Raw genomic sequence first — 22352 nt, forward strand, 5'->3', positions numbered from 1 at the left:
GTTAGACTTTTTTAAAGTATCATCTCCGTTGAAAAAGCAATAACCGCTTTCCCCGTAATTTGAACTAATACGGGTTTTCCCTGTTCCTTTTTCACATGAACATGCATTGTTCCCTCTCTTTTGATTGCCTCACCTTGTAAAATATCAAAATCAAAAGACTGCTCATTCTCATTTTGCAAAATGTTATAGTGTACCAAATAGGCTCCAAGCGGTCCGTTTGCATTTCCTGTCACCGGGTCTTCAGCTATTCCAATTGCAGGAGCAAACATTCTTCCGTGAACCAATATATCCTCTTGTGGATTTAATGTAAAAACATAATATCCATTACATCCAATATGCTTGCTAATTTCTGTAAGCTTCTGCAAATCAGGTTTCAAACTATGTAGTATTTCATTGGAGTAAATCGGAACCATTACCTTAGAATGACCTGTTGAAGATATTGCAACTGGATATTCCATGCAAATATCTTTACAAGAAATACCTAACGCATTTGCAATCTGACTTCTTATTTCATCATTTAAAGGCTCTGATACAGAAGGTTCTCCCTGTGTCATTACAATAGAATAGTCATCTTCATACTTTATAACATCAACAGGCAATATACCTGCTTTTGTCTTTTGAATAATTCTTCCAGTTTCAGCTTTTCTCTCAATTGCATAAACATAATGTGCTGCTACTGTTGCATGACCACAAATTGGAACCTCTGTTGTTGGAGTGAAAAATCTTACTCCAACATCATAATTTGAAGAATTTGTTTCAAAAATAAATGCAGTTTCCGAATTATTTAATTCTCTTGCAATTCTCTGCATCTGCTCATCTGTAAGTCCATTTGCATTTGGAACAACCCCAGCAGGGTTGCCATGGAATCTATTTTTTGTAAATGAGTCTACTTGATATATTCTATATTTTTTCATAATTTCGCCTCTATAAATACTAGTTTGTCTGTCTGTTAAATCTGATATTAACATACTTTTTAGGCAGTTTCACTTAAATTACAAGATATAATATGGCACTTTAATGAAAACGAACTGATCCTTATTATAGAATCGCGCTCTTTTATGGAAGATTGTTATTAAACTAAAGCCGCAGTTAGCTGAAATGGTATTCTCAATCCTTATCTAAAAACGGAAAAAATATTTTATGATTATAGATACTTTTAGATTCTGCCACGCCTGTTGAGTAACTCAATTCATAAAACAAGAGGTGCACTGAAGAAGAACGTGCTGAATCTGAATCAGCCATTCAACAGGTAAGTTTTGAAGAAGAAATAGACGAGAAAATCGCGCAAAGGAAAGAACGGCATGTTGGGGCCATGAGGTCTGAGCAGCAACAAATAGCCAATTGAGTAGGACATAGACGATTAGAGCACAGAATAATTGCCCATAGACCGCATTTTCAGTCGTACCAAACAGCGTTGGAATATTCAAATGTTGCTTGATCCAACGAAAGAAGACTTCAATCTGCCATCGAGCCTTATAGATCTGTGCGATTTGTTCTGCGGTCACCTGCATTAAATCGGTAACCACCCGAATTTCCCGACCTTCAAAATCCCGAAACATCACCACACGATGACGTTGTCTGGAACGACACTGAGGGGTTCCCAACTGGCAAGTGATATCCCGAATGACGGATGAATCTGGCTTCGTAAGGCGACGTAGCGCATGAGGCTTTTCCAAATGGACGTTGTCGCGAAGCCGAATGACAAACGATTGTCCATGGGTTTTGAAGTGATCCAGACGCTCCAGTTCCCCATAAGCACGGTCCATCACCTTTGTCTTCATAACCTATTAACTTCACAACCCCTTGAACTTCTTCAGGAGTCAGCATGGATTGAAGGATAGATGTAATCGTGATAGAATTTTTCATGAGATCGTCTTCTTTCGGATTCGTTTGGATGGTACCAACGATTCTATAGAAAAGACGATCTTTTTTCTACCATTTTGTGGTTATTCAACAGGCGTGCTACTATATAAAGGTATTAGTTTACTGTATGTTTCGGAGCGGCTTGGTCACGCCTCATTAGATATCACTACCTCTACATATGCCCACCTTATGAAAGAGCTACGTGAACAGGATTCAAAACAAACAACAGACATTTTTGAACGTTTATATAGCGTGTAAAAATCGTGTGTATAATTTGAGTAAACAGGTGTATTAATCACACCTTTTTCTAACGTTTTCTATCGTAACCCCAATAAAAGAAAAAACGCCCCAAACCCTTATATATCAAGGATTTGAAGCATTTTTAATTTCGTTCAAACTTTACATATCTGAACGCTTCGACGTCCCAGGAGGGATTCGAACCCCCGACCGACGGCTTAGAAGGCCGTTGCTCTATCCAGCTGAGCTACTGGGACAAGATGGTGATCAATAAAACCTTATGTATTCAGCGCATTGATTATTATATCACAATTCGGCCAACTGTCAAAAGCATTTTTTTATGATACAGGGAAGCTGGCTGCAAAAGGAATCATTTGGACGCTAACGGGGTATTATGTACAAAGAACCATGCATAAAGGAGGGGTTAATCCGTGAGAGGTCTTTTGTCGTCACTTTGTTATTTCAGCATTTTCTTCGCACCTTTTCTAGTACCTGTCATTGTGTGGATTGCAGTACGGGACGAATATGTTCAGGGACATGCAAAAAAGGCTATTTTATCGCATATTTTCCCCATTATTGCGGCAATTCCGCTAGTGTATTTTATTATTACGGCGAATCATGCAGGTTCAGTGATCGGGTTTGTACTGCTATTCGTAGTGGTCTATCTCGGGGTTTTTGTTTATAACATCTACAAAGGGATTATGACGCTGCGTGAAGCGGCTTAGTTCAAAAAGAAGCCTCCTGCATACCGCAAATTTGGCGGGATACGGAGGCTTCTTTAGGGTCATTTTTGATGAGTTGCTGTTGCTATTTAGTTCAATGGCTGCTTATTTATTCCCAAAGCGTTTAGGACTTTTCCGTACTTCATGTCTTACGTTTTTCTCCAGCACTTCTTCCGCGAACTCATTGTTATGAATATAACTGCTGCCTTTGTTTTTCTTATACTTCGCTTTGCCGTCTATGATTTCCCCCTCCTTTCACGCTGATCCGGCGATGGCGCCGGAGCCCAAATCAACAAAAGCCGAGGCATAGCACACCATATCCTCATGCCCCGAACTCCTTGGCGAACTCTGTACTGAGCTGCCCATAGGAGAGCAATTCTTTTTTAAACTTCTCTCGCTCCTCACCAGCAGTAATGTGTGTAGAGTCGGTAAAAGCCTTGTCTGTCACTTCCTCAAATGCCGAATGCAGATTATTGTCGTACCAATCCAGCTCCAGATCGGCGTCATTGCGGATGATCCGTACCATGTCATAGTCATGCTGACCATCCGTCTGATCCCTGGCGGTGATATAGACCAGCAATTCCGGGTCATCTGCGGCACCGGGCCGCACCTCTACCTCAGCGCAGCGCACTCCGTCAAGTTCAGTGAAGCGGCGTATTTTGGCATCCTTGATGTAGTACATGGTCTCCCTCCTTCCTTGCGAGTAGACGGGTTTCCCCATCTGTAGTTTTCGGAACGGACAGACATTTTATGCTTCTTTTCGGCATATATACTGATGAACTGGGGATTTAGTTTTTGGTTCTTTCCAACACTGGATGAACACGACAAAGAGAGGATGAACAGACATGTGCGGAATTACAGGTTTCATACAGTGGAACGGAGACTTAATGCATCAATCTGAGCTGCTGCTGAATATGACACAAACGCTCTCCGATCGCGGACCGGATGCTGCGGGTACCTGGATATCCAACCCGTGTGCCTTCGGACACCGAAGACTGAGCGTAATGGACCCGGAAAATGGCGCTCAGCCCATGATCCGGCAGCTGGAGGATATCACTTATACGATTGTATATAACGGGGAAATATATAACGCGCCTGAGCTGAAAAAAGAGCTGCAACAGCGCGGGCATTTTTTCCGTACACAATGCGACACGGAGGTGCTGCTCGAATCCTATATCGAATGGGGCCCTGAATGTGTGGATCGGTTAAACGGCATTTTTGCGTTTGCGGTCTGGGATAGCGAGCGGGAGCAGGTATTTCTGGCACGGGATCGGCTGGGAGTGAAGCCGTTATTTTATAGCCAGACCGAAGAAGTATTCGTATTTGGCTCAGAACCCAAAGCACTGCTTCAGCATCCAGCAGTAGAAGCAGCAGTGGACGCCGAGGGATTGGCCGAAATTTTTATCATTGGGCCTGCACGTACCCCCGGACACGGCGTCTATTCGTCCATGAAGGAGCTACGTCCCGGGCATACGCTAACCTACACCCGCGACGGCGTGCGCATTCAAGCCTACTGGAAGTTGGAAAGCATTGCGCATGAGGATAACACCGAAGAAACGGCGCTCAAGGTACGAGAACTGTTGCTGGATACGGTGGAGCGGCAGCTCATTTCGGATGTTCCAGTGTGCACCTTATTGTCTGGCGGGCTGGATTCAAGCGCTCTATCCGCATTAGCTGTCGATTATTACAACCGTACCGGGCAAGGACAAGTTCATACGTATTCGGTGGATTATGTGGATAACGACAAGCATTTTAAAGCCCATGCGTTTCAACCCGGAGCCGATGCCCCCTGGATTCAGCGGATGGTGGATGAATTAGGGACAAATCATCACTGGATTGAATTCGATACACCAGAAGTCGTAGCAGCTCTGAACAACTCCACACTAACGCGGGATTTACCCGGCATGGCGGACGTGGATTCGTCGCTGTATCTCTTTTGCCGGGAGATTAAAAAAGGAGCCACGGTCGCTATTTCCGGCGAGGCTGCGGATGAAGTTTTTGGCGGATATCCTTGGTTCCACCGGGAAGATATGCTGAATTCAGGTACATTCCCGTGGGCAGTTGCACCCGATATGAGAGCCAGTCTGTTGTCTCCCGAGGTACGGGACTGGATCAAGCCGCTGGAGTATTTGAACGATCGCTACTCAGACGCGGTAGGAGAAGTGCCGAAGCTACCGGGGGAAACAGGAAAAGCTGCGCAAATGCGCGTCATGTCCTATTTGAACATCACCCGCTTTATGCCTACTCTACTGGATCGCAAGGATCGGATGAGTATGGGAGCCGGACTCGAAGTGCGGGTGCCGTATTGCGATCATCGATTGGTACAATATGTATGGAACATTCCGTGGAGTATCAAGATGACAGGCGGACGTGAAAAAGGTATTTTGCGCAAGGCGCTGGAGGGCGTATTGCCGGATGATGTGCTGTATCGCAAAAAAAGCCCATATCCCAAAACGCATAACCCTTCCTATCTTGAGGCTGTGAAAAAGCAGGCGTTGCAGCTGCTGGATGATTCCTCTTCCCCACTGCTCAAGCTGATCGATGCGCAAAAGGTACGCGATATTGCCGCCTCACCGGAGGCATCCACCAATCTGCCTTGGTTTGGTCAGCTGATGTCGGGTCCCCAGTTGTTTGCCTACTTGGCTCAAGTGGATAACTGGTTGCGCACTTACAAGGTAGCTATTCGATAAGCTACACTGAATGTTGGAGCAATAGAGCTTCTAAGCGGCAGCGGCAATTTTTCGCTGTGTACTATATGGGGAACAGAAAGTACCAAAAAGGCTATCCGCAGCTCATGACTGATGGATAGCCTTTTTTTTCGTTATGTGAATGGGGGGATGATTTCTCCCCTGTTACCAAGCTATGCCTGTGGATTACCCAGCTTTGTTGCCAAATCACGCAGAGCTATCCCTCGGTGACTGATAGCCTGCTTTTGTTCCAACGTCAGCTCGGCCATTGTCTTTTCAAACTCTGGCAAATAAAACAGCGGATCATACCCAAACCCGCCGCTGCCGGCGGTTTCAGTAGTAATCCAGCCTTCCACGGAGCCTGTCGATTCCAACGTCTCGCCAGTCTGCGGATTATATAGGATCAAGGTACAGACGAATTGAGCCGGGCTTAGCAAAGGCTGTCCCGTATCATCACCCAGCTGCTTCGATTCCAGAACGTCGAGCAGCTTAATATTGTTTTCGTGATCGCTGGCACCTTCTCCAGCATAACGGGCAGAGTATACCCCCGGCGCACCGTCCAGCAAGTCCACGCAGAGGCCGGAATCATCGGCCAGCACGGGCAATCCGAGCACATCTCCAACCGCTTTAGCTTTTTTCAGTGCATTTTCGGCAAAGGTTTTTCCATCTTCAACGACATCAGGAATGTCGGGATAATCGTACATGCTTCTGACTTCCTTGCCAAACGGCGCAAAAGCATGGGCAAATTCCCGCACCTTTCCTTTATTTTTCGTAGCGACAATGACGACCGGGCCATCCAGCCGCATTAGGCGCCAGCTCCTGTACGTCCAGCACCGATCTTATCAGCAATCGGTCCAAGCACTTCTTTTTGGCGCTCAATCATTTGCAGAATCCCTTGTTCGCCCAAGCTAAGCAGTTGATCCAATTCGTTACGGTCAAATGGGCTTTCTTCACCTGTACCTTGCAGCTCAACATATTTTCCGCTGCCAGTCATGACAAGATTCATGTCCACTTTGGCCTTGGAATCCTCTTCATAGTTCAGATCCAGCAATGCTTTTTCACCAACAACCCCTACGCTGACGGAAGCCAGGAAATCGGTAATTGGAAAAACAGGCAGCTTGTGCTGGGTGGCAATTTTATTGACCGCAATCGCCAACGCTACGAAAGAACCGGTAATTGAGGTTGTGCGTGTTCCGCCGTCCGCCTGAATGACGTCACAATCCAACGTAATCGTCCGTTCACCAAGCGCCTGCAAATTGACCACCGAACGCAACGCTCTTCCAATCAGACGCTGAATTTCCATGGTACGGCCTGTCAGCTTGCCACGCGCTGCTTCACGCTGATTACGGCTATGAGTCGCACGCGGAAGCATGGAATACTCTGCGGTTACCCAGCCTTTTCCTTGTCCCTTCATAAAGGGTGGTACGCGTTCTTCTACAGTAGCCGTGCAAATGACTTTCGTCTCGCCAACCTCTATAAAAACAGAGCCCTCCGCGTATTTATTTACTCCTGCTGTCAATTTCATCGGGCGCAGCTCATCACCGTTTCGTCCGTTAGATCTACTCATGCTTTTTCCTCCTACGTCGTATGCAACCTGTTCTTATATGTTTATTTTACCAAAGTGTGCAGGCAAAAGCACCCCAAGGACGATTCCCGCCCTTAAAGAGGGATTTCGTTAATATGTTGCGGCTTGGCTACAGGCTCTCCATAATTTTGATTATTTTGTCCAATCACGCTTTTTTCACCATTTAGTTCAATCCGAATTTTTGTTTTGACCGCATCATCTGAATTGTCTGCCGCTGTCAGCACAACCGATTCCAAAAATTCAGCAGGCACGGCTTCTCCCTTAGCAAACATATCATCTGAAAGAGATACCGTAATTACGTTGTCTTTGGAGCGTTCTACCGATTTCAGCGCCGTCTCCCCTGTCATCACTTCTTGTAACCCATCTTTGGTCTGCGGTCCTTGAATCAATTGATGCAGCGCTGACTGGACACGATCTTTTTCAGGGCTGACCAACCGTGTTACAGGTACGTAGTATTGAACTCCAGCAGGAGAAGATGAAGAGAAATACACGGTGACTGGACTGGAATCCAGGGGTGTTACGCCATGACCAATCTCCAAATTAATACCTACTGCACGCGTCAACGGATGATCCAGCGGTGTGCCGCCAACAGGCATTTCGTTCAGTTTTTTGCCATCCACCCAGATCTGTACGCTCTCAATATCGGGACGGTCGGTCAGGGTCCAGGTCAAACTCTCCATTAATTTTCGTTCTTCCTGTGGCTTATAGTTCGCGAAAGATTTATTGAACTCGACAACAGCCAGCTTGTTGTTCTTGTCCACCGTCACACTTTTCACTTCTGTACCCTGGGGTATTACCCCTTTAAATCCCTCTGGTAATAATCCAGCATATGGCCCGCCCTCAACTAATGTTTCCAGCGCTGACTTGGCATCTGCCTGCACATCACCTGTAGCAATCGGTAAAGATACCGGAGCCAGCAAACCGTTATGATCTTGCAAAAAAACAGCCCTCAGTTGCCCCGTACTGGCGGGTGCTTTTCCCGTTACAGCCTTAATCATCGACTGCTCTGTCGTGGACGGCGGGGGGTCAATGGATGCCGATTCGTTGCCGAAAAGGCTGCAGCCCGACAACAACAGGGGTAGGGATAGCAGTCCAGCTACAGAGGTCATACGCCATGGGTGTTTTATATTCATAAGTGAAGTTCCTCCCTAACAATTTTGTACAGATTGTACTAATATGTATACGAGCCTCGCGTAAAAAATAACTACTTTTTCAGCAGACTGGACACACTGGTCATAATTGCAGTAGAAATCAGGATCTATACGAGGAGGGGAACTTCAACTTTATGGACAAGAAAAAAGCACCTTACAGCCTGAATAGTAAAAAGGTAGCCGATGCCACCCGCGAGTTGCTGCACAAGCGTGGTGTGAACCTGACTGAAATTGCAGAACTGGTCATGCTTTTACAAAAAAAATATTACCCGACCCTAACGATGGAAGAATGTATGGAGAATGTGGACAAGGTACTGATGAAGCGCGAGGTTCAAAATGCCGTGCTCACGGGCATCCAACTGGATATCCTTGCTGAACAAGGCGCTCTTCTTCCCCCATTGCAGGACATGATTGAGAATGATGAGGGATTATACGGTGTGGATGAGATTCTGGCCTTCTCCATCGTAAATGTGTACGGTAGCATTGGATTTACCAATTACGGTTATGTTGATAAACTCAAACCCGGTGTGCTGGAACGCCTAAATGATAAAAGCCTCGGGCCGATCCATACGTTCCTGGACGACATCGTGGGCGCTATCGCAGCTTCGGCCAGCAGCCGTATCGCCCATCGCAAACAGGCAGAGCGCGAGCAGGAGCTTGGGGAAGAAAGTGCACCGAATACAACACGTTAAATAACAAACAACGCTTGGAATACAACAGATATATACAGGGTTAGAGGAGAACTAGACATGGCAAACGTAACTGAAGGATATACATTCCGTACGATGCAGGCTGACGATTATGATCAGGCCATTGACCTTTGGAATGGCTTAGACGGATTGGGATTAAGCGAGGCCGACTCACCGGAGCAGATTGCACGCTTTTTACAACGGAACGAAGGACTTAGCTTTGTCTGTGAGCATGATGGAAGCATCATAGGCACGATTTTGGCGGGTCACGATAGTCGCAGGGGGTTTCTGTATCATCTGGGTGTAGCCACAGCACATCGTGGTCAAGGGATCGCGCCCAGACTGGTGGATAAAGCGTTATCTGCTTTGCTGAGAGAAGGCATTGATAAATGTCATCTGTTTGTGATGGAGCATAACGCAGGGGGTCAACGCTTCTGGTCAGCTAATGGCTGGGAGAAACGGGATGGAATTTTACTATATTCCCGAGGACTAGAACTAGGATCTAACGCTTGATCTATACAAATAGGAACACCGGGTCTGATTCAAGTCAAGCTATAAACGATCAGACCCGGTGCATAAAACTCACAGCTTATTCATTGGTATTCTAACATTTCAAGCTCAGATTACCTTTATTCATAAATTACAATCCATTTTGTGGACGCAGTGCACGTTCTACAATTCCCAGCGTGGATTGACGAGAGAAGAACCGGGACACCTGAGCTACCCAATAGTTCTGGCGACCGGAAATGATGTGACTACGCCCCTTTTCAAATGCTCTCAACGCGTTCTTCACAACGGTTTGGGGAGTTTCCCTAGTTCCAATTGACGCTTCACTTGCGCCAACAATATCAAAAAACGGCGTTTCCGTTGAGCCTGGACAAAGGGCCAGAACTTTAAGCCCCCGTTTCCGATTTTCGGCCCATAGAGCTTCAGTGAAAGAAAGCACAAATGCTTTGGTTGCTCCATATACGGCCATATACGGATCAGGCTGAAATGCGGCTGTGGAAGAAACATTGATTAATCCACCATCCCGCTTACGCAATAAATCAGGCATAAATGCATGTGTGATGTCGACTAAAGCAGCCACATTGAGCATCACTTCTTCATGCTGTCGTTCTCCTGAAACCTGCTCAAAGTATCCATAGGTGGCAAAACCCGCGTTGTTAATCAAGAGATCTACCTTTAGCTGTTGCTTTTGAACCTCCTGATGCAATGCTTGGGGTGCTCCTGGTGTGGAAAGATCCAACGCAATCACCGTTGCTTTTACGTTATATTTAGCTGAGAGTTCTTTAGCCAGTGACTTTAATTTGGTTTCATTGCGTGCTACCAAAATGAGATTACATTTCTTAGCTGCGAGCGAATAGGCAAAGGCCTCGCCAATACCGGATGAAGCCCCTGTGATCAGAGCTATTTTATTTGCGTACATAAACATGATGACAACCTCCAAAGTATCGTTGTTTTATTTTAAAAACATTGTTACCACTACTCTATAATGAACTGAAGTCATCTACTATGACGACCTCAGTACACTTCATATTTACGATGGAGATGAGGATGTTTTAAATGCTACGAGCGCATTCTTCAGTGTAAATGCATACACTCCTTGAGCCATATCTACATCTGAAAAATGACCTGCAAACTGAAGATGTATGACTCCATGTAAAGCAGACCAAAACATCCGGACAACCAGCAGCGGATCATGTTCTTTCAATGCTCCCTGCTCCATAGCGTGTATGACGGTTTGCAGGATTTGAGACAGGGCCGTTGTGGTACCCTCCAAGCTCTGTTCATCCGGCTTGAAATCAGATAATGCCCCGCCAAACATCATTTTGTAATAGGCTGAATGAAGCTGCGCAAATTCCCAGTACGCCCAGCATAGAGCTTCAAGATCAGCGAGTACGCTTTCGGTAACAGGTACTTGCTGGAAGGATTCAGCCAATAGCCGACATCCATCCAAGTACATCGCATTGGCAAGACCATCCTTACTGCCAAAAATACTGTAAATGATCTTGGTGGAACAGCTTAATTTCTGGGCAACTCGTCGCACGGTCACGGCCTCTGGCCCTTCTTCCGCAAGAAGGATACATGCGGCATCAATGACATTTTTACGTAGCAATTGCTGCTGCTGTAGCTTCACTTCCGAATAGGTTTTATAGGGATGCGATGGCTCGGACATGATTCAATACACTTCCTTTTGCTTATTAAAAACTGTTGCTTGATGCTACTATAATAAATTTAAGATCTACATAAGATCTCAGGAAACATTGTTTCTGTTAAGAACCATAGTATTCTAAGCCTGAGTGTTTGTCAAATAAAAAAGAACGCAATGAGTAGGTACACTTACCGCGCTCTGGTTGAATGCTTAAAAATGAAGCTATGTTTGGCGTTCCACGATCAGTAGGCAATGCCTACCCGTGTACGGATAAATTCGTAACTCTTGCATTGACGATAGGTAAAATCAGCCGTATCCGCGGTGGTAATTTGTGAGCCACCTTCAGGCAAAAAATCTTTTTCCACGCGATAAATACCTGTCCGCGCTCCATCCGGCAGATAGGTTGGACATACAATTGTCCAGTCTAGTGCCGATTCACGCAGCAATTCGTACACTCGCCGATGTTCCTCAGCCGCACGAGTGCTGCGTCGCCGGGTCTCGGAGGACTCGTACCGATACAGGTCCGATTCGGTCCGGCTTTGTAAAATCCCTGCCGTTCCTACCGTAATGAGCCGGGAAATGGACTGCTCCTGCATGAGCCGGATCAGCAGGGCTATATTAGCGGATAAGGTAGTCGTTCCATCCGTATTCAGCGCACTGATCACAATCGTCGCCCCACCCTTCAGCGCTTGTGCTACGTCCTCTGCATTAGTGGCATCGCCTTGTACGATTTGCAGCTGGTTCCCGTATCCGGGTGCGTAATCCTCCAGCTTGTCCGGCGAACGAACAAGGACCGTAACGGCATGACCGTCCGCTAATGCATATTCTAATATATACCGTCCTACGCGTCCGGTAGCTCCCAGCAGCAGCAAATTCATAAAATCCTCTTTTCCGGCATGCATGCCGCTTGTCATGTTGCTTCGTCATGTCACTTGTTGGGTAACTTTCCGTGACTATTGACGGCAAAGGGGATGGAAGCGCGTGACTGAGTCCGTCTCGCACATAGAGGCCCGTTCACGGCGCACCAGTTCCACCAGATGAGCCAACGTCTCGGACATGGCAAACCTTAGCTGGTGAATACCCAGTTTGCCACCAAACATGGCAATGCACAGCTCATAGGCTGTGCTGCCCTCCGGTTGGATCAGCTGCTGGAATTTATCCAGCCGTTCTTCATGATGCGCCAGCAACGCTTGCGTCCGCTCCCGAAAATAACCAAACGGATTGCGGTGCCCCGGATATGCCCACGCTACCTCCAGCTCGCCTAGACGCTGCAAGCCGTCTACATAAGACCTCAACGGCTGGGCATCGTTGCCTGGCAGCAGACTGATATTAGGAGAAATCTGCGGCAAAACTGCGTCACCGCAGAGGATAACGCCGCTATTCGGGTCATATAAGGACACATGTCCGGGCGCATGCCCTCCTGTCTCGACGGGCAGCCAACTGCGTCCAGCCCATTCCAGACGAGCGTCCATTCCGGTAGGAATAACGGTAATCTCAGGCTGTGGATTCACTTGCAAATAAGCCTGCCGTATATGTAATTCCAAGGCCGACACTTGCTCCAAAGGAAAGCCATGCTGGACAAAAAAGCTAGGAAGCCTGTTCTCCATTGCGACCGTCGATTCTGGAGCGTCCCACATCATCATCGCTTCCTTATGGCTTCGAGCTGACATATGTACACGAGCCTGACTTTGCTGCTGCATCCAGCCCGCCAATCCGTAATGATCGGGGTGATGATGAGTTACCACAATGTCAGAGATATCCTCAAAGGACATCCCCAGCTGTTGGAAGACATGCGCCCATTCTGCCTCGGTATCCATATTGCGCGGCCCCGGGTCTACAATCGTAAAACCGTGCTGTCCCTTGAGCACATAGCTATTCACCCAGCGCAGCGGAAAGGACATGGATATTTTGACCTGAAAGCCTCCGTCTATTCGCTCACACGGTGTAAGCTCTGGCATTTTCATGGCTTCCCATCCGCCTTTCTGTTTCAAGCCCGCACGCCGACAAAAATCATTCGAGGCGAAGCATCTTCGATATATTGATCTTCATTATAGCTTCCGTGCACCTGCTCTACGGATAGTCCGGCTTGCTCTAGCAATCCACGGAACTTTTCATACGGATATAGCTTCACTCGTTCATGATACACGCGCGCGGGTTCTCCCTCAGTAGGAGTCGTACCCAGAGCAGAGGCTGCCTCAGTGGCCGTAACAGATGCGGCTGACCGAATCGCAATTTGCTTTTTCACAAAGCCATCTTCAATGACCCGATGCTCCTCAATCCAATTTCCTTCATCCTCCCGTGACGAATGCGGTACCAAATGAGCGGTTACGTAAGCAGGGTTCAAATAATCTATGATAAAGCGTCCTCCCGGCTTCAACAACCGATATATTTCCTTTAGTACTTTAAGCTGCTCCTCATCCTTTTCAAAATAACCGAAGGAGGTGAACAAATTCATCACCGCGTCATAGCTTTCATCCAGCGGCACCTCTCTCATATCCCCTTGATGCCAACTTACCCGTCCTTCGGAATCAGCTGCACGAGCCTCTCTCAGCAGCACATTGGAAAGGTCCACACCTGTCACCTTATAACCTGCATCTGCGAGCGCAAGCGAATGACGTCCCATCCCACAGCATAAATCCAATACGCTGGAGCCTTGCGGTAATTTGAGCCAGGAGATCATTTTTTGTACTTCCTGATAGGCCCCCTGAAAGTCGCGATGCTTGTATACCAATAAATAATCTTCCCCAAAGCTTTGCTCGTACCATTCTGCCATATCGTTTCTCCTCCATGAACTCATTTCGCTCTATTACATACTATATTAGCTTTTTCAAACTGGAAACTCAAAAGCATTACGAATAAGGGTTTTACAAAATCCTGAACAACAAACATGTTACAATAATCGTTATTTGAATCCATTTCATAATACCTTCAGTAGCTTTAATAAAGAGTACATGATCCACCCCATTTTATCATTAAAATGATTCATGGGAACGCCTTTAGAAGTATTCATAAGAGAAAGGAGCAGCAAAGTTATGATTCAAATTGGACTTACGGGTTGGGGCGATCACGATGACTTGTATCCAACGGGCACCAAAGCTAACCAAAAACTAAGCGTCTATGGAAGCCATTTTCCGGTAGTAGAGATGGATAGTTCTTTCTATGCGGTGCAGCCCACAGATCGTATGGCACGCTGGGCGGCGGAAACCCCTGACTCTTTTTCATTTCTCGTCAAAGCCTATCAAGGCATGACTGGACATACCCGCGGCAAGCAGCCTTACTTCAAAACAATAGATGCCATGTACGAAGCACTGCATGCATCTATACAGCCTCTACGCGAAGCGGGCAAGCTTAAAGCCGTACTGTTTCAGTACCCACCCTGGTTCGACTGTACACGTGAGAATGTCGCTGTACTGCGAGACACGAAAAAAAGGATGGGAGAGGTCCCATCCGTACTTGAATTCAGACATCAAAGCTGGTTCACACCCGATTTTCGGAAACAAACGCTGGCATTCATGCGTGAAGAAGGCTGGATACACAGCGTATGCGACGAGCCGCAGGCAGGACCGGGGTCGGTTCCCATTGTGCCGTTGGCTACAGATGGTAATCTGACAGTCGTACGTCTCCACGGACGGAACATATCGGGCTGGAATCAAAGCTCCGCGCCTAATTGGCGGGAGGTTCGTTATCTGTATCGGTACAATGAACAAGAGTTGACCGAATGGAGAGACAGATTGCTGGAGCTGGAGCAGCAAAGCCGTGAGGTGTGCGTTATTTTCAACAACAACTCAGGTGGAGACGCAGCTGCTAACGCCAAGCAGCTCATGACCATGCTTGGCATGAACCCTGAACCTTTTCCACCTCGCAAGCCACCCGAAGAGGATAACGGGCCGGAACAGCTTGAACTATTTTGAGGAACGGGCTGAGGGTGAGGAGTTGGAAATAGCCTTTTTGAGCTTGCGTGCATTATCCAGTAAATACGGGTCGTCAGGTAAATAGCGTAAAGCGGTTTGGTTATGCTCATACGAAGCGTCCAGCTTACCTACATGGGCATAGCAATGGCTGAGCCGCACATGAGGTAACCAGGAGTAGCATGGCAGCGGAACAGGTCGCATACCCGGAAGGTGATGCTGTTGCTCCAATGCCTTTTCATACCAGTATGCGGCAGTGCTCCATTCGTTTCGTGTGAAAAACCAGTCACCGATCATGCAACACAAGTCTGATTGCGGTACACCGTATCGAAAGGAGCTTAACAGACTATCCAGCTGTTGCTCCGGCTTCCCGAGGTGAAAATAGCATTCCGCCGAGCGCGCACAAGCGGTAATCCGCTCCTCCCGGTAGCCGCTCGGCTCCTCCAACAGATGATTGAACGCCTCTGCCGCCTCGGCATATTCTTTACGGTCAAAACATTCATTGGCATGCAAATACAGCAGACGCCCCTCCAGCTTGCCGCTTTCGCTGATCCACCTGGCGAGAATACGTTGGTTACGGAGCGTGTGGTCTTGCATTCGGCGGTGAGTTACTGCCACATCCGAATGAACGATTTGCCCTTGAGGTATCACCAAATCCTCATGCAGACGTCCCTCCCAGCGATATTGTCGCTCACGCTTCACGAGACGGATACGGCGTGAGGTGAACAACAGTTCACCCTGCTCCCCCTCTGCCAAATGAAGTGGCATTACCACTGCGTCGATATCCATAGACAAACGCTGCTTCAAGGCACGCAGGCGCTCGCGGTCCGGCTCCAGCAGCACATCGTCCGCATCCAGCCACATGATGTAGGAACACGTCGCCTTGTCAAACGATTCATTACGGGCGGCTGCAAAATCATCCTTCCATTCAAACGTATATAGCCGATCCGTATAGCGGGCTGCTATTGTCTTCGTCTGATCCGTCGATCCCGTGTCCACAATGATGATTTCATTCATTAGGTCTGCGACCGAATCCAGACAGCGAGCAAGTATCTGCTCCTCATTTTTTACGATCATGCACAAGCTGATGGTCGTCATTGGATGCTCAGTCATGACTTCACGTCATCCCCTTTACCTTTGGCTGAATCTGCGTTCGTTTTTCCGGTAGACTCGCCATCAGTATATGCACCTCTCCTTTCAGCCTGCGTCTTGTCTGTCTGTTCGACACGTGCATACCTTTCCAACGGCAAAAGTTGTTCCTCCATATGCCGGATTCGCTGTACCGCCTTGTCGAGTGCGGCCTTTCGCTGATTCATTTTGCGAACATGCTGCTGCTCCACCAATCGAAATTGTTCCTCGTCCAGTTTCATCCACTCATTCAGATGCGCTGCCTCTGGTTTGTCCTCACGCAGTTCTTTCGACTTCTTGCGGCCTGCAAAGCACAAATATTTGTGATGTACCTCCAGCGCTTTTTCATCAAAATAAGGATACAACACACGGGAGAGGCTCCCAGCATAGTAAGTCCGCTTGTGATCATGGAAAGGATGGTATCCATAAGGTACAGACAAGACGAGCGTTCCCTTTTTATTCAACAAGCGGTAAGCATGAGCCAGCAGGGTGTCGGGATGCGCAAAATGTTCCAAAATCTCCCCTAAAATAATGGTATCAAATCCACCGGGAGGACGCTCAAATTGTGAAATGTCCTTTAACTGAAAGTGGACTCTTCCCCGGACTGGTGCGGATTCCTGACGAAGTTCTTTTTTTGCATAAGAAATGCTGCCCTCTTCCAAATCAATAGCCGTTACCTCAAAGCCTTCCCGTCCAAGCAAAATGGACGTTATGCCCTGACTGCACCCAACATCCAGCACGGTACGCCCCTGTACATGGCGGCAAATCCAGTGAATTCTATTGCGGGTGGCTTCATGAGATTCCTCCGAATTGATCTGCCCGTAATAACGTTCGTTTACCTGATCACGGTTAGCCAACAGCGGCGCCCCCTCCATCACCGGGATGCCCCAAGATCACGACATGTCCACCTGTACAATGTGCGGTCGCATTACGTGTATCGAAGACCAGCGGGGCATGGTCGACCAGCTGTTGGTAATCCACCACAGAATGGTCTGTCGTGATGACTACGATATCTGCACTTTCCCATAGCTGAGCATTTGCCGTTCGAGATGGGATTGCTTCACCGTTCAGCTTAAAGCTCGATACATATGGGTCGGTGAAGCTCACCGAAGCTCCCATTTTTATTAGATGTTCAAACAGGACAAGAGCTGGGGATTCCCGAACATCATCAATGTCCTTTTTGTAGGCCACACCTGCCAGAATGATTTTGGCTTTGTTTATGGCTTTACCTTTATGAGCGAGCATGGCTTCAATTCGCTCCGCAATATACAGCGGCATACGCCGATTCATGCGATCTGCCAAGTCCACGAATTCCAGTGGAAAACCATGCTGCTCGGATTTCCATGACAAGTATAGCGGATCAACCGGGATACAGTGCCCCCCGATGCCAGGTCCCGGATAAAAAGGCATATAGCCGAATGGCTTGGTTGCCGCTGCATCCAGTACCTCCCATATATTGATGCCAATTTTCTCACAGGCGGCTGTCAGCTCATTGACCATTCCAATGTTGACACTACGGAACGTATTCTCGAACAGCTTGGCGGCTTCCGCCACGGTTGTCGAGCTGACTGGAACAATCTGGTCCAAAAAGGAGCCATAAAAACCCACTCCCGCTGCCAGACAATCCGGCGTGCAACCGCCGATCACCTTGGGTGTGTTGCGAATGTTAAAATGAACGCTGCCCGGATCAACACGTTCTGGTGAAAAGCACACATAGAAATCCTTACCTACCGTCCAGCCCCTGCGCTGCTCTATCACCGGCCGAATCAGTTCCTCGGTCGTTCCCGGATAGGTGGTGCTTTCCAGAATCAACAGTGTTTGTCTACGCAAATGAGGTATGGCCTGATCAATAGCCGTTTCAATATAGGACGTATCCGGCTGATGTCCGTCTGTCAGCGGCGTAGGCACACAAATCACGACGATATCCGCATGCTCCAGCACCTTGATATCCGTAACTGGATGCAATTGCTGCCCGATCAGACCTTCCAATGCATCATCGCCAATGTCTATGATGTACGACTTTCCTTGAAGCAGCTTGGCTACTTTGACAGGATCGGAATCTACACCATATACATCATAACCAGCCTGTGCCATTTCCACTGCCATGGGCAGCCCTACATAACCGAGGCCGATTACCGCAACCTTTACAGTTCCTTTAGTTATTTTTTCCATAAGCTGCAAAATACCCACCTCTTTCATCGTTACTCCATGCCTCGCAGTAGCTCAGCAATTCCAGCGCGATCCATTAACTCATCGTCCGAGCGATATTGATCGAAGCTCACTCGTTCCAATCCACCATATTGGCTCAGTAAGCGCTCGTCTGCTTGCTGGGGAAGAATAACAAAATAACGGTCATCATAGCGATACGTGTGCGGCACCTCATAGGGCGAAATCAGCACCTCATGCAGCTTTTCCCCACCACGTATACCAATCTCCTTCACTTTCAACGCAGGCTGTCCCGCCTGTTCTTTCATCACTTCTGCCAGATCTGCAATATTGCAGCCCTTCATTTTCATCACAAGGGTCTCTCCCCCAATTGCCGTGACAGAAGCCTTCAGCAGCAAGCCAATCGCCTCTCCGAGCGTGAGGAAGAAGCGTGTCATATCTGGGCTCGTCAGCGTTAATTCCTGCCCTTCCGCGATCTGGCGCTTGAACAGGGGCACGACACTTCCACTCGTCCCCAACACGTTGCCGCCGCGAATACACACAAAGCGAGTACGCTCACTTAAAGTGTTGGCGCGGATCATCAGTCTTTCACCGATCGCCTTCGTCATGCCATATACATTCACCGGGTCTACCGCCTTGTCTGTAGAGACATCAATTACCTTGGCGACTCCATGCTCAATGCTGGCCCGGATCACATTTTCCGTACCGTGTACGTTCGTCTTGAAGGCCTCTTCCGGCTGTTTCTCACACACAGGGACATGCTTTAATGCCGCCAAATGGAACACATAGTCCACTCCGCGACATGCCTCCTGCAATGCCTGAAGGTCGCGAATATCTCCAATCATGAAATTCAGGCGAGGATCAGATTGAAATTGCCGCTGCATGGCAATCTGTGCAAATTCACCGCGTGAGAATATCCGGATTTCCGCCGGTCCCTCCTTCAGCAATTCAGCCGTTAGGCGTTGCCCCCAAGATCCCGTGCCTCCGGTCACTAGCAGTTTTTTTCCTTTAAACAATATAATCTCCTCCTGACCGTTACGAATTGGCAATGCCTGTTCCCAGAAATTCAGCCAGCACAGCATTCATTTCAATCTCTGATAGCCGATCCTTCGCCGGCACTTTTTTTACCGAAGTATTTGCGGCATGAATGACGTTCACATAGTTGCGAAGTGGAATGACCTCATGCGGCAGCTCCGTTACATATCCGTGCGTACCCTTCCCAGGAATGACGACACGGTAATCATTTAGAAAATCCTCCACTTGATAGCGAAACACATAAAAAGAAGGCGAACGGTGAAACACCGGTGCCATCTGCCCCTCAACCGCATCCCACAGGTAACCCATCTGGTTCACCAGCGCAACCGTCTCCGGTTGAAACTTGTAATCATGTAACTGTTGTACAAATGACTGGTGGTATAAATCGTCGGAATCTATTCGAGCAATGAGCAGTTCGTCCGCGCCTTCGATGTACGCATGAATTCGACGTTTACTTTCGATGCTCGTACCAAAACGGATGTGGTCGGGAATGGGCTCATGTCGGGCTAGTTCCTCTTCCACAATGTCACTGCATCCGCCCGCCAGCTTGACGACAGATAAGAAATCCGTATTTGTCTGACTGAGTAAACTACGCAGCGTAAAGGTTCTGAATATATCCAGTCGCTCGCTGATCCACTCACGTGTCAGGCGGTTGGGATTCATCCCATAGTTATTAAAATTAATTTCAATTACAATCTTGCGATTCATTGATCTTCCTCCCTTTCAACCGTCTTCTCTCAAGTTATGAAGACGCCTCTGAAACGGCACGTACAGATGCAACGAATCTTGTAAAAATAGGTAGAATCCAAAAATAATAGCCGTTCATACAAAAACCTTTTTGCTTTCGACATATGATAGAATACAAAGTTTTTTGCTCCATCTGAAAAGTTGAACAAGCAGGAACGACAGGGAGGTAACATGTTATGACGAATCCAAGGTATCTGGAGATTGACGAGGTACTGAAACGATTGAAGCTGGCACTCGATCAGCACCAGTCCTTTTCGCTCATTCGTATTGGGGATGGTGAAAATTTGGTGTTGTCGCAGGACACCGTCTGGCCGATGGAAAAGGTATTACAGGAACGTTGGGCGGTCAAAGCCAATCTCGGTCAAAAGGGACTGTTTCTACCGAATACGGAACTACGGGACGCGGTGGCTGAGGCAGTGAGCAAAGCTAGCATTGCTGGCATTTTGCCATATGATGACGAATCTATTAAAGCACCATCCTATATGAAGCGGGAGCTGACCGATCAGGTCTTTGCTCACTATGCTCTTTCCCCCGCGCTGACCTGCCACGCCTGTCTGAATCGGTATTTGGCTGAGACACCCGCTTTCTGGGACATGCTGAAAAATCGACGCATTCTGCTGGTCACCCGGACGGCCGCTGAAGTAAAGCCTGTTCTTGAGGCCGATCCGTACAGGCTGAATATCGCGCACACGCTGGCATTTCATCAATATGAACAAATGCCTGAAACACTCCAATGGATCGCAGCACACAAAGATGACTTTGATATTGCGCTATTCTCTTGTGGTGTCAATGCAGTCGTGTTAGCACAAAAAACAGCAGAGCTAACTGGCAAAGTAGGTATAGACTTCGGCAAGGCGATTAATATCGTCATGTTCGGCAAAGCTAATTAATGAATAAAGATAATTTGTGAAAAAATCCACTTAACAAGTAATCTTTGCTCCGTATATCAAAAAAGCACTAGCAAATTTCAGTTTGCTGGTGCTTTTTGCTATCATACATTTTCCTAAAGTCCGTGATCGAAAAGAATAATCCATATAAAGCCTTGGGCCCTTGCTTGTTTAGAAATAGAATTTGAGATTTCCTGTCACTTCTTTTACAATATTACAGAAACTAGCATTCATTTAGAAATTATGAGGAGGATGTTGAAATGTCACATAACAAGAGATTGAAGACATATCCACTTACAAATGCAAAGCATGTAAAGGTTCATGGTCGAACTACGCAAACACGTACACCTCTTACTCTGTTTTGGACAGGCAGTGGCATTGAATTGAATATCAAAGGCTCAGAGCTGTGGATTGAAATTGAGGCCGATTACCAGGTGTTTGAACCCTGGATCAGTATTGTCATCAATGGGGTTCCGATGAGTCGCCTGATGGTGACCGCAGGACGGCATTGGATCTGTCTTTTGAGAGGGTTGAACCCTGACACGGTCAAAAATGTCCGTGTGGTCAAGGATGTCCAGCCTATGAGTTCGGACTCGCGCTGCTTGTTGCAAATTCATGCCCTGAAGGTTGATGGGGAATTGCTGCCAGTCACTGATAAGCCCCTCAAGGTGGAATTTATCGGTGACAGCATTACCTCGGGAGAAGGAACGATTGGAGCGAAGGAGGAGACAGACTGGGTTCCCATGCTGTTCACAGCATTACGCAATTATACAGCCATAACAGCCGAAGCACTGAATGCGGACTACCGAGTGTTATCACAAAGCGGATGGGGTGTCCTAACAAGCTGGGATAATAATCCGCATGCGAACATACCGGCATATTATGAGCAGATATGTGGTGTGCTGACCGGTGAGAGAAATGAAACATTAGGGGCATTTTCAGATCATGATTTTACCTCATGGCAGCCGGACGTGGTCGTAGTGAATTTGGGGACTAATGACGGGGGAGCCTTTTATTCTCCTGCATGGACGGACCCAGTAAGCGGGAAAGTGTACAAGCAACGCTTGAACGAGGACGGCACATTCAATGAAGAAGATTTACAATCTTTTGAAAGCGCTATCGTACGTTTTCTTGTCAAGCTTCGGACCTGCAATCCTGCTGCCCATATTGTGTGGGCCTATGGGATGCTGGGTACTCCGATGATGCCCTCAATCTACCGAGCGGTAGACGCGTACAAGAAAAAAACGAGGGATCGGAATGTGTCTGTATTCCAACTGCCTAACACGACGGAAGAAACGATAGGATCTCGCAGCCATCCCGGGCTCTCCGCCCATGCCAAAGCAGCAGATGAGTTGACAGTGTATTTGCGAGAGATTCTAAAGAAATAGAATCCGA

The 22352-nt window shown here is 47.6% G+C and carries 23 protein-coding genes and 1 tRNA gene; 7 read left to right on the plus strand and 17 right to left on the minus strand.

The window, feature by feature from the left end; translation table 11 throughout:
* Nucleotides 1–11: 11 nt before the first annotated feature.
* The 3 genes from BM358_RS17235 to BM358_RS17250 form a co-directional block, all read right to left on the minus strand.
* Nucleotides 12–914: a PhzF family isomerase gene (locus BM358_RS17235; protein WP_028541534.1), complete on the minus strand. Its 903-nt coding sequence runs from the start codon at nucleotides 912–914 to the stop codon at nucleotides 12–14.
* 270 nt (nucleotides 915–1184) lie between these two features.
* Nucleotides 1185–1781 carry an IS4 family transposase gene (locus BM358_RS17240; RefSeq protein WP_371263095.1) on the minus strand — a complete coding sequence of 199 codons (597 nt, stop codon included), beginning with the start codon at nucleotides 1779–1781 and terminating at the stop codon, nucleotides 1185–1187.
* A gap of 502 nt (nucleotides 1782–2283) precedes the next feature.
* A tRNA-Arg gene (locus BM358_RS17250) sits at nucleotides 2284–2357 on the minus strand.
* Between the two features lie 174 nt (nucleotides 2358–2531).
* Between BM358_RS17250 and BM358_RS17255 the strand changes: the two genes are divergently transcribed.
* The gene (locus BM358_RS17255; RefSeq protein WP_016324668.1) at nucleotides 2532–2825 is read left to right on the plus strand and encodes a magnetosome magnetite crystal formation protein family; all 294 of its coding nucleotides are present in this window, start codon (nucleotides 2532–2534) and stop codon (nucleotides 2823–2825) included.
* A 319-nt stretch (nucleotides 2826–3144) separates the two neighbouring features.
* On the opposite strand, the gene BM358_RS17260 is transcribed toward BM358_RS17255, so the two are convergent.
* Nucleotides 3145–3504, minus strand: a complete 360-nt coding sequence (locus BM358_RS17260) for a hypothetical protein (RefSeq protein WP_028541533.1) — start codon at nucleotides 3502–3504, stop codon at nucleotides 3145–3147.
* A 163-nt stretch (nucleotides 3505–3667) separates the two neighbouring features.
* Between BM358_RS17260 and asnB the strand changes: the two genes are divergently transcribed.
* The gene (gene asnB, locus BM358_RS17265) at nucleotides 3668–5512 is read left to right on the plus strand and encodes an asparagine synthase (glutamine-hydrolyzing) (RefSeq protein ID WP_028541532.1); all 1845 of its coding nucleotides are present in this window, start codon (nucleotides 3668–3670) and stop codon (nucleotides 5510–5512) included.
* Nucleotides 5513–5682: 170 nt separating this feature from the next.
* On the opposite strand, the gene BM358_RS17270 is transcribed toward asnB, so the two are convergent.
* The 3 genes from BM358_RS17270 to BM358_RS17280 form a co-directional block, all read right to left on the minus strand.
* The gene (locus BM358_RS17270; RefSeq protein ID WP_013311674.1) at nucleotides 5683–6315 is read right to left on the minus strand and encodes an XTP/dITP diphosphatase; all 633 of its coding nucleotides are present in this window, start codon (nucleotides 6313–6315) and stop codon (nucleotides 5683–5685) included.
* Nucleotides 6315–7076, minus strand: coding sequence for a ribonuclease PH (gene rph / locus BM358_RS17275; protein WP_013311675.1), 762 nt, complete (start codon nucleotides 7074–7076; stop codon nucleotides 6315–6317). The genes BM358_RS17270 and rph overlap by 1 nt, the downstream gene beginning before the upstream one ends.
* Before the next feature lie 92 nt (nucleotides 7077–7168).
* On the minus strand, nucleotides 7169–8227 hold the full coding sequence (locus BM358_RS17280; RefSeq protein WP_023990027.1) for a GerMN domain-containing protein: 1059 nt from the start codon (nucleotides 8225–8227) through the stop codon (nucleotides 7169–7171).
* A 152-nt stretch (nucleotides 8228–8379) separates the two neighbouring features.
* On the opposite strand from BM358_RS17280, the gene BM358_RS17285 reads away from it, so the two are divergent.
* Both BM358_RS17285 and BM358_RS17290 read left to right on the plus strand, forming a co-directional pair.
* Complete coding sequence (locus tag BM358_RS17285; RefSeq protein WP_023990028.1) at nucleotides 8380–8937, plus strand: phosphatidylglycerophosphatase A family protein; 558 nt, start codon at nucleotides 8380–8382, stop codon at nucleotides 8935–8937.
* Nucleotides 8938–8994: 57 nt separating this feature from the next.
* Entirely contained in the window at nucleotides 8995–9447 is a 453-nt protein-coding gene (locus BM358_RS17290) for a GNAT family N-acetyltransferase (RefSeq protein ID WP_028541531.1), read from the plus strand.
* Nucleotides 9448–9574: 127 nt separating this feature from the next.
* Here the strand turns inward: BM358_RS17290 and BM358_RS17295 are convergent, their stop codons facing one another.
* The 5 genes from BM358_RS17295 to BM358_RS17315 form a co-directional block, all read right to left on the minus strand.
* Entirely contained in the window at nucleotides 9575–10366 is a 792-nt protein-coding gene (locus BM358_RS17295; RefSeq protein WP_028541530.1) for an SDR family NAD(P)-dependent oxidoreductase, read from the minus strand.
* A gap of 105 nt (nucleotides 10367–10471) precedes the next feature.
* Nucleotides 10472–11110 carry a TetR/AcrR family transcriptional regulator gene (locus BM358_RS17300; RefSeq protein WP_028541529.1) on the minus strand — a complete coding sequence of 213 codons (639 nt, stop codon included), beginning with the start codon at nucleotides 11108–11110 and terminating at the stop codon, nucleotides 10472–10474.
* 218 nt (nucleotides 11111–11328) lie between these two features.
* Entirely contained in the window at nucleotides 11329–11964 is a 636-nt protein-coding gene (locus BM358_RS17305; RefSeq protein ID WP_028541528.1) for an NAD(P)-dependent oxidoreductase, read from the minus strand.
* Nucleotides 11965–12039: 75 nt separating this feature from the next.
* Nucleotides 12040–13050 (minus strand): MBL fold metallo-hydrolase, encoded by a 1011-nt coding sequence (locus BM358_RS17310; protein WP_028541527.1) that lies wholly within the window; start codon nucleotides 13048–13050, stop codon nucleotides 12040–12042.
* Between the two features lie 23 nt (nucleotides 13051–13073).
* Entirely contained in the window at nucleotides 13074–13859 is a 786-nt protein-coding gene (locus tag BM358_RS17315; protein WP_028541526.1) for a class I SAM-dependent methyltransferase, read from the minus strand.
* Between the two features lie 259 nt (nucleotides 13860–14118).
* On the opposite strand from BM358_RS17315, the gene BM358_RS17320 reads away from it, so the two are divergent.
* On the plus strand, nucleotides 14119–14997 hold the full coding sequence (locus BM358_RS17320; RefSeq protein ID WP_028541525.1) for a DUF72 domain-containing protein: 879 nt from the start codon (nucleotides 14119–14121) through the stop codon (nucleotides 14995–14997).
* On the opposite strand, the gene BM358_RS17325 is transcribed toward BM358_RS17320, so the two are convergent.
* Genes BM358_RS17325 through BM358_RS17345 form a run of 5 tightly spaced genes read right to left on the minus strand, consistent with a single transcriptional unit; the run spans nucleotide 14989 to nucleotide 20031 of the window.
* Nucleotides 14989–16107, minus strand: a complete 1119-nt coding sequence (locus BM358_RS17325; RefSeq protein WP_028541524.1) for a glycosyltransferase family 2 protein — start codon at nucleotides 16105–16107, stop codon at nucleotides 14989–14991. The two genes, BM358_RS17320 and BM358_RS17325, sit on opposite strands and share 9 nt — an antisense overlap.
* Nucleotides 16104–16979: a class I SAM-dependent methyltransferase gene (locus tag BM358_RS17330; RefSeq protein ID WP_028541523.1), complete on the minus strand. Its 876-nt coding sequence runs from the start codon at nucleotides 16977–16979 to the stop codon at nucleotides 16104–16106. Before BM358_RS17330 ends, BM358_RS17325 begins: the two co-directional genes overlap by 4 nt.
* Nucleotides 16972–18321 (minus strand): nucleotide sugar dehydrogenase, encoded by a 1350-nt coding sequence (locus BM358_RS17335; protein WP_028541522.1) that lies wholly within the window; start codon nucleotides 18319–18321, stop codon nucleotides 16972–16974. The genes BM358_RS17330 and BM358_RS17335 overlap by 8 nt, the downstream gene beginning before the upstream one ends.
* Before the next feature lie 2 nt (nucleotides 18322–18323).
* On the minus strand, nucleotides 18324–19304 hold the full coding sequence (locus tag BM358_RS17340) for a polysaccharide biosynthesis protein (RefSeq protein ID WP_028541521.1): 981 nt from the start codon (nucleotides 19302–19304) through the stop codon (nucleotides 18324–18326).
* 19 nt (nucleotides 19305–19323) lie between these two features.
* On the minus strand, nucleotides 19324–20031 hold the full coding sequence (locus BM358_RS17345) for a glycosyltransferase family A protein (protein WP_023990039.1): 708 nt from the start codon (nucleotides 20029–20031) through the stop codon (nucleotides 19324–19326).
* Between the two features lie 215 nt (nucleotides 20032–20246).
* Between BM358_RS17345 and BM358_RS17350 the strand changes: the two genes are divergently transcribed.
* Together BM358_RS17350 and BM358_RS17355 are read left to right on the plus strand one after the other, a co-directional pair.
* Complete coding sequence (locus BM358_RS17350; protein WP_023990040.1) at nucleotides 20247–20960, plus strand: GT-D fold domain-containing glycosyltransferase; 714 nt, start codon at nucleotides 20247–20249, stop codon at nucleotides 20958–20960.
* Between the two features lie 257 nt (nucleotides 20961–21217).
* A complete protein-coding gene (locus BM358_RS17355) occupies nucleotides 21218–22345 on the plus strand; it encodes an SGNH/GDSL hydrolase family protein (RefSeq protein WP_028541520.1) in 1128 nt (375 codons plus the stop codon).
* Nucleotides 22346–22352: the final 7 nt, after the last annotated feature.

Source organism: Paenibacillus sp. cl130, from assembly GCF_900116035.1.
In the GTDB taxonomy this organism is placed as follows: Bacteria; Bacillota; Bacilli; order Paenibacillales; family Paenibacillaceae; genus Paenibacillus; species Paenibacillus polymyxa_B.

Coding starts and splice junctions, on each gene's coding strand:
- BM358_RS17235 (WP_028541534.1), bottom strand. CDS start 914: ATGAAAAAATATAGAATATATCAAGTAGACTCATTTACAAAAAATAGA.
- BM358_RS17240 (WP_371263095.1), bottom strand. CDS start 1,781: ATGAAGACAAAGGTGATGGACCGTGCTTATGGGGAACTGGAGCGTCTG.
- BM358_RS17260 (WP_028541533.1), bottom strand. CDS start 3,504: ATGTACTACATCAAGGATGCCAAAATACGCCGCTTCACTGAACTTGAC.
- asnB (WP_028541532.1), top strand. CDS start 3,668: ATGTGCGGAATTACAGGTTTCATACAGTGGAACGGAGACTTAATGCAT.
- BM358_RS17270 (WP_013311674.1), bottom strand. CDS start 6,315: ATGCGGCTGGATGGCCCGGTCGTCATTGTCGCTACGAAAAATAAAGGA.
- rph (WP_013311675.1), bottom strand. CDS start 7,076: ATGAGTAGATCTAACGGACGAAACGGTGATGAGCTGCGCCCGATGAAA.
- BM358_RS17280 (WP_023990027.1), bottom strand. CDS start 8,227: ATGAATATAAAACACCCATGGCGTATGACCTCTGTAGCTGGACTGCTA.
- BM358_RS17285 (WP_023990028.1), top strand. CDS start 8,380: ATGGACAAGAAAAAAGCACCTTACAGCCTGAATAGTAAAAAGGTAGCC.
- BM358_RS17290 (WP_028541531.1), top strand. CDS start 8,995: ATGGCAAACGTAACTGAAGGATATACATTCCGTACGATGCAGGCTGAC.
- BM358_RS17295 (WP_028541530.1), bottom strand. CDS start 10,366: ATGTTTATGTACGCAAATAAAATAGCTCTGATCACAGGGGCTTCATCC.
- BM358_RS17300 (WP_028541529.1), bottom strand. CDS start 11,110: ATGTCCGAGCCATCGCATCCCTATAAAACCTATTCGGAAGTGAAGCTA.
- BM358_RS17305 (WP_028541528.1), bottom strand. CDS start 11,964: ATGAATTTGCTGCTGCTGGGAGCTACCGGACGCGTAGGACGGTATATA.
- BM358_RS17310 (WP_028541527.1), bottom strand. CDS start 13,050: ATGAAAATGCCAGAGCTTACACCGTGTGAGCGAATAGACGGAGGCTTT.
- BM358_RS17315 (WP_028541526.1), bottom strand. CDS start 13,859: ATGGCAGAATGGTACGAGCAAAGCTTTGGGGAAGATTATTTATTGGTA.
- BM358_RS17320 (WP_028541525.1), top strand. CDS start 14,119: ATGATTCAAATTGGACTTACGGGTTGGGGCGATCACGATGACTTGTAT.
- BM358_RS17325 (WP_028541524.1), bottom strand. CDS start 16,107: ATGACTGAGCATCCAATGACGACCATCAGCTTGTGCATGATCGTAAAA.
- BM358_RS17335 (WP_028541522.1), bottom strand. CDS start 18,321: ATGAAAGAGGTGGGTATTTTGCAGCTTATGGAAAAAATAACTAAAGGA.
- BM358_RS17345 (WP_023990039.1), bottom strand. CDS start 20,031: ATGAATCGCAAGATTGTAATTGAAATTAATTTTAATAACTATGGGATG.
- BM358_RS17350 (WP_023990040.1), top strand. CDS start 20,247: ATGACGAATCCAAGGTATCTGGAGATTGACGAGGTACTGAAACGATTG.
- BM358_RS17355 (WP_028541520.1), top strand. CDS start 21,218: ATGTCACATAACAAGAGATTGAAGACATATCCACTTACAAATGCAAAG.